The sequence below is a fragment of the Phyllobacterium myrsinacearum genome, from assembly GCF_014138285.1.
GTDB lineage: Bacteria > Pseudomonadota > Alphaproteobacteria > Rhizobiales > Rhizobiaceae > Phyllobacterium > Phyllobacterium myrsinacearum_A.
Genome location: NZ_JACGXN010000017.1, coordinates 47708 through 61621, shown reverse-complemented (window position 1 = coordinate 61621; position 13914 = coordinate 47708). Strand labels below are relative to the sequence as shown.

Below are 13914 nucleotides of genomic sequence, written 5' to 3'. Positions count from 1 at the left end.
TCCGGCGCTAAATTTGACGTGTTCAGGCTCCGATATGACTGATCAGTTTCACGGTCATGAAAGCATCGAGGCTTTCCGCGCCCCCCTCACTGCCATAGCCGCTTTCCTTGATGCCGCCGAAGGGTGTTTCTGCCGCTGCAATGCCGAAATGATTGATCGACACCATGCCCGCATGCAGCTCGTCTGAGAACCGGTTCGCGGTTGCAAGTGAACGCGTAAAAGCAAACGCGGCGAGACCGAATTCGAGGCGGTTGCTGCGTGCAATTGCCTCGTCGATGGAGGTAACTTTGGCCAATGCGGCGATGGGGCCAAAAGGCTCGTCATTCATGATGCGGGCGTTTTCGGGGACATTGGACAACACTGTCGGCTCGAAGAAGAAACCGGCATTGCCGACCCGCCGCCCGCCGCAATCCAGATGTGCTCCTGTAGCAAGGGCATCCTCGACAAAACCGTCCATGGCATCGAGCCGGCGCGGGTTTGCCAGCGGGCCCATTTGCGTCCCCGCGTCAAGACCGTCGCCGATCTTCAGGGTCTTGGCTGCTGCGACGAAGGCCATGCGAAACGCGTCGTAGACGGGCTCTTCAATGTAGAAGCGGGTTGGTGACGCGCATATCTGGCCTGCATTGCGGTATTTGAGCATAACGCCAAGACGGACGGCCGCCTCGATATCTGCGTCTTGCGCGACAATGAACGGCGCATGTCCACCGAGTTCCATCGTCGCGCGTTTGACCCCGGCGGCAGCCAATGCGCCCAGATGCTTGCCCACCGGGACCGATCCGGTAAAGGATACCTTGCGGATGATGGGGGATGCGATCAGATATTCGGATACTTCCGCGGGAATACCGAAGACGATGTTGATGACACCATCGGGCACACCGGCATCCTGGAAGGTGCGGGCGAGCTCAATGCACGCCGATGGGGTTTCCTCGGGCGGTTTGGCGATGATCGAACAACCCGCGGCGAGCGCTGCGGAGATTTTTCGCACCAGCTGATTGACGGGAAAGTTCCAGGGCGAAAAGGCGGCAACGGGGCCGACAGGCTCCCGGATCACCATCTGGCGGGCCCCGGGGATGCGGGAGGGAATGACGCGGCCATAGGTTCGGCGCCCTTCTTCGGCATGCCATTCGACGTGTTCCGGCGCGGCGTTGGCTTCACCGCGCGCTTCGGCCAGCGGTTTTCCCTGTTCACGGACCATGTGGTGGGCGATTGTATCGGCCCGCTCGCGCAGAAGCGCCGCCGCGCGATGCATGATTTTAGCCCGTTCCAGCGCTGTCATCTTGCGCCATGTCTGAAAGCCTTTGGCGGCAGCCGCCAGGGCGTCGTCGAGATCGGCCCTTTCACACAAAGGCAGGCGGGCGATTGTCTGGCCGGTTGCAGGATTTCTGACATCGCCCGCGCGGGTTCCGGAGGGCGCACGCCAGGTGCCGTCAATCAGGAGTGGTTTATCCAGCATGGAGTTTTCTTTCCTCGTTTTTATTGGGAACGGGCCGGGGCAGGGCGGCTGCGGTTGCCGCATATTCGAGTGCTATCCGCTTCACGATGTCTGCAGCGGGTAGAATGTCCGAAACCAAGCCAGCGCTCTGGCCTGCCTCGATCTTGCCCATTTGGGTGTCGCCGCCAAAGGCCGCAGCTTTCAGGGAGGCTGATTGGAAAAACGCGCGCCTGACGTCTTCCGGCGTACCCTGGCGTTCGATTTCCATCATGCGGTCGGCAAAAACATTGCGAAGCACGCGGATCATGCCGAGGTCGCGCCCCACGACAACCGTATCGCCAATGCGCGCCTGCAGCACAAGGTCCTTATAGGCGTCATGAAGCCGGGCCTCGCACGATAACATGAAACGCGTGCCGAACTGTGCCGCGCCTGCGCCCAGTGACAGGGCTGCCGCCAGTCCCTGGCCATCGGTAAATCCGCCGCTGAGAACAAGCGGCACATGCGGAACGGCTTTGGCGATGGCACGCCCCAGCACCAATGTTGAAACCAGATCCGGCGGCGGATGACCGCCAGCCTCGCCGCCCACGGCGATCAGTGCATCAACGCCGGCATCGGCCGCCTTGCGGGCATGGTCCTCGCCTGCAACGACGTGGAGACATATCGTGCCAAGCGGTTTGAAACGATGCAGATATTTTTTTGGGGATCCCTGTGATGCAACGAGGACCGGAACCCGCTTTTCGACCAGCAGGTCGATTATTTCCTCGGCTCCTTTGCGATAGAGCGGCAAATTAACGGCGAAAGGCCGGTCAGTGCCCGCCCGCACCTCGTCGATCGCAGCGGCCAGATCGTCGCGATACATCGGCCCGGCGGCAATGATGCCAAGCCCGCCCGCCTGCGAGACTGCAAGGGCGAGCGCAGCATTGGAGGAAGCCCAGGACATGCCGGCCTGGATGATCGGCAGGTCAATGCCAAGAAGCCGGGTAACGGATGTTTCTATGCGCATGGGGACTCCCTCACAGGCCGAGAAGCGTGCGTGCATGTTCCGCAAGCTGCTTCTTCTGGATCTTGGCGCTGGCGGTCATGCCAATGGTCTCGAAGCTGTCCACGATCCATATGTGGCGCGGCACTTTGAAACCCGCCATTTCACCCTTTGACCATTGCATGATCGCGTCAGCGGTTGCAGTCGCCCCATCATTGAGAATGACGAAAGCGGCGGTTACCTCGACCAGACGCTCGTCGGGAACGCCGACAACGGCGGCCTGCCGGATAGCGGGATTGCGGTGCAGTACATTCTCCACATCGGCGGGGGAGACATTTTCACCGCCGACACGCACGATATCCTTGACGCGGCCAAGAAAGGTGAGGCGGCCGGCGCTATCGCATTGCCCAAGATCGCCGGTTGAAAGCCAGCCGTTCGCATCGAGCGCGGCGGCGGTTTCCACGGGCTTGTTGAAATATCCTTGCATGATATTCCAGCCGCGCACCAGAATTTCACCCGGCTGACCCGTTGCGGCTTCGTTCCCGTCCGCTGTGCGGATGCGCACGTGGATACCGGACTGTATGCGCATGGCGGCACTGACCCGGATTTTCTCTGCTTCCCAGAAACAGGATTGTGCCACGTTGGGCGATGCTTCGGAAAGGCCATAGCCGACCACGCATTCGCGTGCGCCAAGTTCATCAATGACGCGGCGAATGATGGTCGAAGACGCGGCAAGCCATGCCCCGCGCAGGGCGAGTTTTCGTGCCGGCAGGTCCGGATGATTGAGGAGCATCAGTGCCATTGTGTCATTGCCGGAAAAATGCGTGCATTTTTCCGCCTCCATCAGCCGGAGGGCTTCGCCGGGTTCAAAGCGGTCCATACTCACCAATGTTGTCATGTGCTGCAGGGCCGAAAGAATGGACAATGTTGTGCCGGCCACATGGAAGAAGGGCCGGGCGCTGTGAAAGCGGTCGGCGGGGCGCAGTCCCATCCGCAGACCGGAGAAATAGGCATTGGCCAACATGTTGCGGTGGGTCAGCAAGACGCCCTTGGGAAAGGATGTGGTGCCGGAGGTATATTGTATCAGCAGCGGATCATCAGGCCCCACAGTTGCCGGTTCAAGACTTCCACTATCCATGCCGGATTGAATCATTTCATCCCAACTGACGGTGCCGGCGGGAATGTTTGTTCCGATGACGATAACCTTGCCAAGGAAAGGCAGGGCCGCATCGGGAAGGACTTTATCGATCCCGGCACAGATCTGCCGCAAGAGGGCAATAAAATCGACCTTGAGGAAACGGTCACAGGTAATAAGTATTTTTACCTGCGACTGACCCAGCGCATAAGCCATTTCCGATGCGACAAAACGGGTATTGATGGGAACTGTTATGGCGCCCAGCGAGCCGAGCGCCAAGAATGTTGCCACCCAGCGCACGCAATTGCCAAGACACAGGCCGACATGGTCCCCCTTGCGTACACCTTGAGCATGCAACCCCTTGCGGATGACAGCCACGTCCATGGCAAGCCGGTCATACGTGATGCGCTCATCATTGGCGACAATCGCTTCCACATCGGGAGCGCTGGCCGCGGCCCGAGCAAGAGCAGAAGCGACGGTCAAAGGGCAGATCGTGTCTAGATTGATATCACCCTTACTCATCGGCAGACCTTTCCATACCCGTACGGTTGTTGAATTTTTGAATGCCGTTGCGCCATCCGCCATCGGCAAGGCACCGTTCGATGGCCGCCATCTCGATGCGGATGCCATTGCCCAAATCAGTTTCGTGACCAAGGTCGACGGCCTGCTTGGTGAGGGACATGGCAAGCGCGGGCGCTGCCGCTATGCCTGCGGCGATTTCCTGTCCCGTTTCAGCCAGTTGATCAGGAGGAACGATGCGTGCAACCAATCCTCGCTGATAGGCTTCGTCGACCGGCATGGTGCGTCCGGTGAACAGAAGTTCCTTGGCGCGCATCTTGCCGATGACGCGTTGCAGGCGCTGGGTCGCGCCGACCGTCCCCCATTGCGGTTCGGGAAAGCGGAATGTGGTCAATTGCGATGCAATGACGAAATCGCAGCTCATCAGGATTTCGCCGCCTGAGCCGACAACGGGTCCCTGCGTCAGGGCGACGACGGGCTTGCGGCAGCGGGCGATGGCGTCATAGGCGGCGAAGGAAGCGCGCCTGCGGGCAATCATCCAGGTTTCATCCTTGTCGGCGCGTTCCTTCAGATCGGCGCCCGCGCAAAAGACCGGACCGTTGGCCGAAAGCAGGATGACCAGCGTCGCATTGTCGTCATCCAGCTGTTCGAAGACCGAGCGCAGTTTGAGGCACATCGGCAAATTCAAGGCATTGCGCGCCGATGGCCGGTTGAGGACGACATGGGCTATCGAGCCGTCATGATGGCAGGTGACTGGTGCTGTGGCGTCCATCGTCAAATCACTCCATCCTCTTTGAGCTTGGCGATGGCGTCACCGCTGAGCCCGAGTTCGCCGGACAAAATATCAAACGTGTCGCCTCCGAGCGACGGTGGGCACCCGATCTGTGGATCATCAAACCCGGCAAAACGGATCGGCGTGCGCAGAGCCGGAAAGCGCCCGGCGGTCGGGTGGTCAAAGGCACCCACGACATTCCGGTCGGCCATATGGGCATCATTGAGAATGTCGCGCACCGTATTAACCTCCCCGGCGGGTACACCCCCGGCACGCAGCTCCTGCGCAAGTGCGTGGCGCTCCCGTGCGGCAATGGCGGCGCGCATGGATGCCATGACCCGTTCACGTGCTGCGACGCGGCCATTATTGGTTGCGAGCGTGGCATCGCAAGCAAGCGCATCAAGGCCGAGAATGGTGCACAATGCGGGCCAGTGCTGATCACTTGCGCTGATATGGAGCCAATTTCCGTCACGGCATTGAAAGGCTGCGGAAGGCACGCGGCCGGGATGTTCCGTGCCTGAACGGGTTATGTCTTCGTCGAGCGCAAAAAGACGGGCGGCGGCAAGTGCCAGCAGGCTTGCCTGCACATCCATCATCGCCAGATCGATATGACATCCCTTGCCGTTCTTCCCGCGTCCGATCAGCCCGGTCAATATGGCAATGGCAATCCACAAGCCCGATGACATGTCGGCTATGGGTATGCCTGTCTTTGCAGGCGGGCTGTCGGGATGGCCAGTCAGGTGCATAACGCCGGACAGAGCTTGGAAGATGGTGTCGTAGCCGTGGCGATGACGATAGGGGCCGGTCTGGCCGAAACCGGTGTTGGAGACATAGATCAAACCCGGATTGCTCGCCGAAAGCCTGTCATAGCCGAGATTAAAATTGTCCATGTCGCCGGGCAGGAAGTTTTCAACAATTACGTCCGTTTGCGCCGCCAGCCTTGCGGCGATCTCCTGGCCCTCGCGGGATTTCAGATTGAGCGTCAGCGAGCGCTTGCCGCGATTGAAGGCGAAGAAATAGGCGCTCTCACCCTCGGGCAGACGTGGTTCAAATGAGCGCGATTCATCCCCATTGCCCGGCCGCTCCAACTTGGTGACATCAGCGCCGAGTTCGGCCAGAATTTGGGTTGCCATCGGGCCGGCGAGAACCCGGGAAAAATCAAGAATGCGAATCCCTTCAAGCGGCTTCATGACTGCGTCTCCCTGAAACCGCGCATCCGGGCATTGACCGCGCGGCCCGCTGCCATTGCCTGGTCATAGGGAAGATCGGCCACGGTGTAATAGAGAGTCTTGACGGCGGCCATGGCCTGCGGGTTGGCGCTGGCCCATTGTTCCGCAATCCCGACAGCGGTATCGAGAACAGCGTCCGGATCGACCACACGATTGGCAAGGCCCAGCTGAAAGGCTTCTTCAGCGCCGATCAGGCGTCCAAGACTGACCATTTCAAAGGCGGCTTTGCGCCCGAGCGAGCGCTGCAGGCCGGTCATGACGAGAGCTGGAACGATCGAGTGTTTGAGCTCGGGATAACCGAATTTGAGATTGGTGCCAGCAACCATCATATCAGCGCCGATAGCAAGGCCCGCACCGCCGCCGACGGCCGGCCCGCACACGGCGGACACCACGGGCTTCGACAGGCCCTGCATCATGGCCTGCGTGCGGCAGGTCAGGTCGGCACGCTTGTCAACAAGGTCCTGATTTGCCGGGGTCAGGGTGCTGAATTCGGAAAGATCGGCACCTGCACAGAAGCCGCGCGGGTTTCCTGCAAGAACGATAGCACGAATGGCATCGTCGTGGTCTGCGGCCATCAGGGCGTCGTGCAGAGCCTGGGTCAATGCCGTATTGAGGGCATTCAATTTATCCGGGCGGTTGAGCGTGATGATGCGGACTGCGCCGCGATCCTCGACAAGCAAGACGGCTGATTGGACGGTTTGCTGCATCATGTGATCCTATGCTGCGAGATGGCCGAAGCCGGCACGGGCGACGCGGCTTTGCAATTGCCGGCCCAGCACCTTTTCGCACAGCTGCGAGGCATGGCTGAGGCGGGTAAGGTCAAGGCCGGTATGGATACCCTCGGCTTCGAAAAGGTTGACAAGGTCCTCGGTGGCGACATTGCCGGTATAGCCCTGTCCGTACTGGATTTGCGCGGGATGGCCGCCCACACCGCCAAACGCACTGTCAAACCAGCGGCAGCCAGCGTCAAAGGCGGCCACGCAATTTGCAATCCCGCTGCCGCGGCTGTCATGAAAATGCGCTATCGGTATGATGTCAGGCATTTCATCGGCGATGCGCCGGAAGATCCGCTTTACGTGTGACGGCGTTGCATGTCCGGTGGTGTCGCAGACTGAAACATGGGTAACGCCAAGCGCGGCGAAACGCCCGATATCGGCGAGGACGCCGGTTTCGTCGACCCGGCCTTCAAACGGGCAGCCGAAAGCCATGGACAGGACGCCGATTAGGCGAAAGCGTCCATTGGACAATTTCACCATATCGGCAATGTTTTGCCATTGCTGATCGCGTGTCGTGCCAAGATTGCGTTGTGTGTGGCTCTGCGTCGCCGATACGAGAAGGCTCAGTTCATCAGCGCCATATCCGGCATCTCCATCCGCAATGGCGCGCTCGACGGCGCGCCTATTGGGACATGTGGCTTTGTAGTGACTGCCTTTGCGGCGCGTGATCCCGGCCAGAACGGCGGAGGCATCGGCAAAGGAGGGTATGCGAACGGGGTTGCTGTAACTGGTCGCTTCTATGCGCTCAAAGCCTGCCGCGGTGAAGGCATTGATCAGTTCAATCTTTGTGCCGCTCGGGACCGCTGCGGTTTCGTGTTGCAGACCGTCCCGAGCGAAGCATTCGCAGATGACCACCGTTCGTTCCATCCGATTCACTCCATCCCTATTTGGTTGAGTAAGTGAACCATATAGTTCATAATGTCAACTAAATTTCGCGTGGAGTTGATCACTCCTCGTCAAGCTGCTGCAAGTCGTCCTGTGATGCTGTCTGCTTCAGGTGGTGGTAATACTGCGTGCTGCTACGCGTTACGCGCTGCAGGAGTTCAATCAACATGTGGCGTTCGGCCTGGCTGAGCGTGGAAAGCATGTGCTCGTTGCGTTCAAACGAATCGTCCAGAATCTGTTCCGACAGATCGAGGCCCTCCGCGCTCAGGCACAGCAGAATGCTGCGGCCGTCGCCTGGGTTGGCGGTCTTGTCGATATAACCGCGCTCGATCATTGCCGAAACGGTGCGGCTCATCTGGCTTTTAAGAAGACCGCTATGCTTGGCAAGCTCCTGCAGCGGTACTTTTCCGAGATATTTCAGCACGGCAAGGGCGCGCCATTCGCGTGCAGTAATGCCATATTTGGGGCGTATCGACAGGGCGGCAATCCGCGTGGAAAGGCCGGCAAGACGCTGGAGCTCAAAGGAGAAGAGGTCGCGGATATCGCCATCCGGACCTCGCCCGGCGTGTTGCGGGCCAGATGCGGATTCGTGTGCGGTACTCCCGGCAAGAGGGGCAACGGAGCGTTGACCGTCTGCCGCGATTTTGTCGGGTCTTGCATCCCAGTGCGTTTGGGTGGTTTGCGGTTGTTTCATTCAGTCTCCGTGAAATGCATTGGATTTACGTGTCAAAAAACTAGTTGACAATGTAAACTAGATAGTTAATTTCATCAACTAGATTGCCACGATATGAAACATTTGTCGACAGTGTCGATGATCCTGCAGGGGAAGCAGGCGACGTGAGAAGCAGTCAGCTCAAACGGGAGAACGAGCAATGCAAATCGGACGTATTACATTATCAGGTTTGTTGATTGGTGCTGCTGGTCTGGCAATGGCGTCAGGATCTTTTGCCGCGAACGAAACCGTGACCATCGCCGGCTTCGGCGGCAATCTGCAAAAGGATCTTCGCGCCACGTTGTGGCAACCGGCGGCCGACAAGGCCGGGCTTTCCATCGCGGAGGAAACCCATGACGGGCTGGCAGCCGTGCGTGTACAGGTTCAGTCGGGTTCACCGACCTGGGATCTGGTCCATCTGGGATCCGATGATTGCGCGGTCGGCGGCAAGGAGGGCCTGTTTGAGCCCCTGGATTACAACGTCATCAACACCGACGGCTTCGACAAGCGGGGATATGGCGAGCACTGGATTGCCACCAATTCTTATTCGGTCGTCCTGGCGTGGCGCACTGATGTTTACAAGGACAAGGCGCCGCAAAGCTGGAAGGATTTGTGGGACACGGAAAAATTTCCGGGCCGCCGTGCATTGAGCACCTATCCGCAGGAAATGCTTGAGGTGGCTCTGATGGCCGACGGTGTGCCGAAGGACGAGCTTTATCCTCTCGACAGCAAGCGGGCCTTCCGCTCGCTCGATAAGATCAAGAGCAAGGTCGCGGTATGGTGGTCGTCGGGTGCTCAGTCTTCGCAGTTGATCAAGGATGGAGAGGTGGACATGATGGCGATCTGGGGCAGCCGCGTTGCCAGTGTGATTGCCGATGGAGCGCCCGTTTCCTACACGTATCAGGATGCTATTTTGGGTTATGGCTGCCTGGCCATCCTCAAAGGCGCGCCGCATGTCAAGGCGGCACAGACATTGGTTGCGGGTGTGGTTTCGCCTGAAATTCAGGCCCGCATTCCGGAAATGATGCCCTATTACGGTCCGACCAACAGTCTGGCTTTCCAGGTCGGAAAATTCTCACAGGAGGTGCTGGCGCGCTCCAACATGTCCCCCGAGAACCTCAAGAAGCAGGTGTTTCTCGATGCAAACTGGTGGCGGGATAATACCAATCTGGTGCGTGAAGACTATAGTCTCTTGATGGCAAACTGACGAACAAATGACTTCGGGAGGGCATCATGGGTGCAGGTAAGGTTTCCATTCGCCACGTTCACAAGGCCTATGGGGCGTTCAAGGCGCTCGATGGAATTTCACTGGATATTTACCCGGGGGAGTTCCTTACCCTTCTGGGGCCGTCAGGTTCGGGCAAAACCACGCTGCTCAACGTGATAGCCGGTTTTGAGCGGCCCGATAGCGGCAGTCTGATGGTGGATGACGTGGAATTCATTACCCGGCCGCCGCACAAACGTGACCTTGGCATGGTGTTTCAAAACTATGCCCTATTCCCCCACATGGATGTTTTCGACAACGTCGCCTATCCGCTCAAACTGCGTGGGATAGACCGGGAATCGATCCGCAACCGTGTCATGGGTGCGCTTGAAACCGTCCATATGGACAAGCTGGAGGCACGGCGCATTGGGGAACTGTCAGGTGGTCAGCGCCAGCGGGTGGCCTTGGCGCGTGCTATCGTGTTTGAACCCAAGATACTGCTCATGGACGAGCCGCTTTCGGCCCTGGACAAGAATCTGCGCGAGCATATGCAGATGGAATTGAAGCGGCTGCATAATCGTCTGGGGATGACGACGGTCTACGTGACGCACGATCAGCAGGAGGCACTGACCATGTCGGATCGTATCGCGGTGCTTGACCGGGGCAGGGTCGTCCAGCTCGATACACCGCAGAACATCTATGATCATCCCAACTGCAAATTTGTGGCCGGCTTCATGGGTGAAACGCGCTTCCTGCCGGTCGAATGGCGCGACAACAGTTATCATCTGGGCAACAGGTCCTTGCGCCTTGCTTCCCAGCCCTATTGCGATGTCAATGGCTGGCTGATCGTGCGCCCGGAGCGGTTGCGCTGGGCCGGTAACGCGCAACGCGACAACCGGATCGCCGGCAAGATCATGGACATTGTCTATCGCGGCGACAGTCATCTCATATCGGTCAGCCTGGCGGGTAACCACGAAATTTCCATCCGCCACACGGGGTTGGAAGGAAAGGAACTGCCCGTGCCTGGCCAGGAGATCGAGCTATGGCTGACGCCTGAAGCCAGCGTTGTTGTTGGAGATGCGGTCCAATGACCGTCATGGTGCAAGAGACCGAACCGGTCGTTCTCAACAATTCTCTGCTCCAGCGCTCCCGCAACCTGCAGGGCATCTCTTTTATCGGGCTATCGCTGCCTGCTGCGATGCTGGTGGCGGCGGTCCTGATCATTCCGTTCAGCTGGCTGGCTTGGCTTTCCTTATTTGATGCTGCCGGGAACCTGTCGACGGAAAACTATGTGCGGCTGCTGCGCCCTGCTTATGTTGATAGCTTTCTCACCACGTTCAAGGTTGCTGGATTGGTCACAGCCATCTGCGTCCTGCTTGGCTATCCCGTTGCCTATCTTTTGTCGCAACTGCCGCAGCGCGCAACCCAGATACTGATGGTCTTTGTAATCTTGCCGTTCTGGACGTCGGTTCTGGTGCGTACCTACGCCTGGCTCGTTCTGCTTCAACGGCAAGGCATCATCAATCAATGGCTGCTATCAAGCGGTCTTATCAGCGAGCCTTTGCCGCTGGTACACAATATGACGGGAACCGTGATCGGGATGGTGCATGTCATGCTTCCGTTCCTCATCTTGCCGCTTTACGCCTCGATGAAAGCGATTGATCCGGTTCTGTTGCGTGCCGCAGCCAATTGCGGCGCTTCACCGGCGCAGGCGTTCCGGCAGGTCTTTCTACCCCTATCCCTGTCCGGTCTTTCTGCCGGTATCGCCCTGACCTTTGTCCTGTGCCTTGGCTTTTATCTGACGCCCGCCCTGCTTGGCGGGGGACGTGTGGCCATGTGGTCGACCCAGATCGCCGACATGGTGGCCAAATTTGCCAATTGGGGAGCGGCGAGCGCATTGAGCGTGGTTCTGCTGGTCGTGACAGGGGGAATTCTTTGGGGCGTGAACCGTTTCATGCGCGTACCGGACGCATGGGGAGGCAAGCGCTGATGTTGCGTCGTCCCGCCACCTCAACACAGATCACGCACCTTCAGCGATTGTGGCTCTATGGTCTCGTCGGACTGGTTATCGCCTTTCTCATCATCCCATGCTTGATCGTTGTGCCCATGTCATTTTCGGATTCGCAATATCTGGAGTTCCCGCCGCGGGTCTGGAGTCTCCGTTGGTACGAGGCTTATTTCTTCTCGTCGGAGTGGCGCCAGTCGACATGGGTGTCGCTGAAGGTCGGCGCCGTGACAACCATTTTGGCAACCATTCTGGGCACACTTGCAAGTTACGGACTGCACAAGTCGACAAACGTGTTCAAACCCATCGTCCGCGGCATGCTGGTGCTGCCCATGATGGTTCCGCTGATCTTCGTGGCGATCGGTGTCTTCTTCGTTTACGCCAGGCTTGGTCTCAACAATACGATTGCCGGTCTTGTACTGGCACACACAACGCTGGCTATTCCTTTCGTCATGATCGCTGTCGGGAATGGGCTTTCCGGCTTTGACATGAATTTGGAACGTGCCGCCCGGGGACTTGGAGCCTCGCCGGTTCGCGCCTTTCTAACCGTGACGCTTCCGCAGATCCGTATTTCAGTCCTGTCGGGTATGCTGTTCGCCTTTGTGACCTCCTTCGATGAGGTGGTGGTCTCCATCTTTGTGTCGAGCGGCGCAAACTCCACTCTGACCAAACGAATGTTCGCCAATATACGTGATCAGGTTGATCCGACGGTCGCAGCCATTTCGTCCCTACTCGTTGTTTTGTCGATTGTGGTCCTGGTTGCCGGCCAATTCATCCAACGGCGCGGCCGTTCCGGCCCTTCGCCAGACTAAACATCCGCAAGATGCGCTTGAGCAAAAAGGAAAGAAACCGTGACCTATAACTCGCTACGAATGCGCGACATCAGCACGCATATCCATCCGCAAACAAATCTGGCGCTGCATGAGACGCTGGGGCCGACGATCATGATGCGCGGGGAGGGTGCCTATGTGTATGATGACGACGGCAAACAATATCTGGAAGGCATGTCGGGCCTGTGGTGCGCGGCACTGGGCATGAGCGAGAAACGGCTCGCCGATGTTGCGACCAGACAGCTCAATACGCTGCCCTATTACCAGAATTTTGCCCATCGTTCGACGGAGCCTGCCATTGAACTGGCCGAGCGCCTTCTCAAGGTCGCGCCGGTGCCGATGTCAAAGGTTTTGTTCCAGAGCTCCGGCTCGGAAGCCAACGATACGGCCATCAAGCTCGTATGGTACTATTTCCATGCCATGGGCCAGACACAGAAGCGCAAGATCATCGCGCGCTATCGCAGCTATCACGGGACGTCAATTGCATCGGCAAGCTTGACCGGCCTTCCACACCTTCATCGGGATTTCAACCTGCCGCTGGAGGGTTTCCTGCACGTCACCTGTCCGCATTTCTATAGGGAAGGCCAGCCCGGGGAGACGGAAGAGGCATTTTCAACCCGGCTTGCTGAAGAGCTGGATCAGCTGATCCTTGCCGAAGGACCGGAAACGGTCGGCGCCTTTTTTGCCGAGCCCGTGATGGGGACCGGTGGGGTGATCGTGCCGCCCGCCGGTTATTTCGAGAAAATCCAGGCCGTTTTGCGTAAGCACGACGTTCTTCTGGTTGCAGATGAAGTCATCACCGGCTTTGGCCGTACCGGAAACTGGTGGGGAAGCCAGACCTATGACATGAAACCCGATATCGTGACCTGTGCCAAGGCGCTGACCGCGGCCTATATGCCGCTCTCGGCACTGCTGATATCCGAGCGGGTCTATCAGGGGATGCGGGCGCAAAGCGAGAAGATCGGCGTCTTCGGCCACGGCTATACCTATGGCGCGCACCCCGTTGCCTGTGCCGTCGGTGTCGAGGCGCTGCGCATTTATGAAGAGGACGGGATCATCGATAATGTCCCGGCACTGGCCGCGCGGATGCAGGCGGCAATGGCGCCGTTGGCCGATCACCCGCTGATTGGCGAAATACGCGGAGTAGGGCTGATGTGGGCCGTCGAGCTTGTGCGGGACAAGCAGAGCAAGGAGGCCTTTGCGCCGGACATGCAGTTTGGTCTGGGTGTCCAGAACCGGGCGTTCGAAAGAGGGCTTGTCTGCCGGTCGCTGGGTACTGGCATCGCCTTGGCACCGCCACTGATCTGCACGGAGGAGCAGATCGACGAAATCGTTGCCCGCTTCACGCAGGCGCTCGACGCATCACTCGACGCCTACAGCGCGTCGGGCGGAACAAGCTGCGGCTGACATGTTTGTCCCGGGCAGCTTCGTGTCCG

General features: G+C 58.8%; 13 protein-coding genes. 5 read left to right on the top strand and 8 right to left on the bottom strand.

What is annotated here, in order from left to right:
- Positions 1–22: 22 nt before the first annotated feature.
- From FHW16_RS27155 to FHW16_RS27120, 8 genes are all read right to left on the bottom strand, one after another.
- Positions 23–1453, bottom strand: coding sequence for an NAD-dependent succinate-semialdehyde dehydrogenase (locus tag FHW16_RS27155; RefSeq protein ID WP_182552426.1), 1431 nt, complete (start codon positions 1451–1453; stop codon positions 23–25).
- Positions 1443–2435: an NAD(P)H-dependent flavin oxidoreductase gene (locus FHW16_RS27150; RefSeq protein ID WP_210278295.1), complete on the bottom strand. Its 993-nt coding sequence runs from the start codon at positions 2433–2435 to the stop codon at positions 1443–1445. The genes FHW16_RS27155 and FHW16_RS27150 overlap by 11 nt, the downstream gene beginning before the upstream one ends.
- 10 nt (positions 2436–2445) lie before the next feature.
- Complete coding sequence (locus FHW16_RS27145; RefSeq protein WP_210278294.1) at positions 2446–4068, bottom strand: AMP-binding protein; 1623 nt, start codon at positions 4066–4068, stop codon at positions 2446–2448.
- Positions 4061–4837, bottom strand: a complete 777-nt coding sequence (locus tag FHW16_RS27140) for an enoyl-CoA hydratase/isomerase family protein (RefSeq protein ID WP_182552424.1) — start codon at positions 4835–4837, stop codon at positions 4061–4063. Before FHW16_RS27140 ends, FHW16_RS27145 begins: the two co-directional genes overlap by 8 nt.
- Positions 4838–4839: 2 nt before the next feature.
- Positions 4840–6027: a CaiB/BaiF CoA transferase family protein gene (locus FHW16_RS27135; RefSeq protein ID WP_182552422.1), complete on the bottom strand. Its 1188-nt coding sequence runs from the start codon at positions 6025–6027 to the stop codon at positions 4840–4842.
- Positions 6024–6776 (bottom strand): enoyl-CoA hydratase/isomerase family protein, encoded by a 753-nt coding sequence (locus tag FHW16_RS27130; protein WP_246711978.1) that lies wholly within the window; start codon positions 6774–6776, stop codon positions 6024–6026. Before FHW16_RS27130 ends, FHW16_RS27135 begins: the two co-directional genes overlap by 4 nt.
- A 6-nt stretch (positions 6777–6782) precedes the next feature.
- The gene (locus FHW16_RS27125) at positions 6783–7709 is read right to left on the bottom strand and encodes a hydroxymethylglutaryl-CoA lyase (RefSeq protein WP_182552418.1); all 927 of its coding nucleotides are present in this window, start codon (positions 7707–7709) and stop codon (positions 6783–6785) included.
- 79 nt (positions 7710–7788) lie between these two features.
- Positions 7789–8421 carry a MarR family winged helix-turn-helix transcriptional regulator gene (locus tag FHW16_RS27120; RefSeq protein WP_182552416.1) on the bottom strand — a complete coding sequence of 211 codons (633 nt, stop codon included), beginning with the start codon at positions 8419–8421 and terminating at the stop codon, positions 7789–7791.
- A gap of 178 nt (positions 8422–8599) precedes the next feature.
- On the opposite strand from FHW16_RS27120, the gene FHW16_RS27115 reads away from it, so the two are divergent.
- Genes FHW16_RS27115 through FHW16_RS27095 form a run of 5 tightly spaced genes read left to right on the top strand, consistent with a single transcriptional unit; the run spans position 8600 to position 13885 of the window.
- A complete protein-coding gene (locus tag FHW16_RS27115) occupies positions 8600–9646 on the top strand; it encodes an ABC transporter substrate-binding protein (RefSeq protein WP_182552415.1) in 1047 nt (348 codons plus the stop codon).
- A 26-nt stretch (positions 9647–9672) separates the two neighbouring features.
- Positions 9673–10734, top strand: coding sequence for an ABC transporter ATP-binding protein (locus tag FHW16_RS27110; protein ID WP_182552413.1), 1062 nt, complete (start codon positions 9673–9675; stop codon positions 10732–10734).
- Entirely contained in the window at positions 10731–11633 is a 903-nt protein-coding gene (locus tag FHW16_RS27105; protein WP_246711977.1) for an ABC transporter permease, read from the top strand. Before FHW16_RS27110 ends, FHW16_RS27105 begins: the two co-directional genes overlap by 4 nt.
- Positions 11633–12460 (top strand): ABC transporter permease, encoded by an 828-nt coding sequence (locus FHW16_RS27100; protein WP_182552411.1) that lies wholly within the window; start codon positions 11633–11635, stop codon positions 12458–12460. The genes FHW16_RS27105 and FHW16_RS27100 overlap by 1 nt, the downstream gene beginning before the upstream one ends.
- A gap of 39 nt (positions 12461–12499) precedes the next feature.
- A complete protein-coding gene (locus FHW16_RS27095; protein ID WP_182552410.1) occupies positions 12500–13885 on the top strand; it encodes an aminotransferase in 1386 nt (461 codons plus the stop codon).
- Positions 13886–13914: the final 29 nt, after the last annotated feature.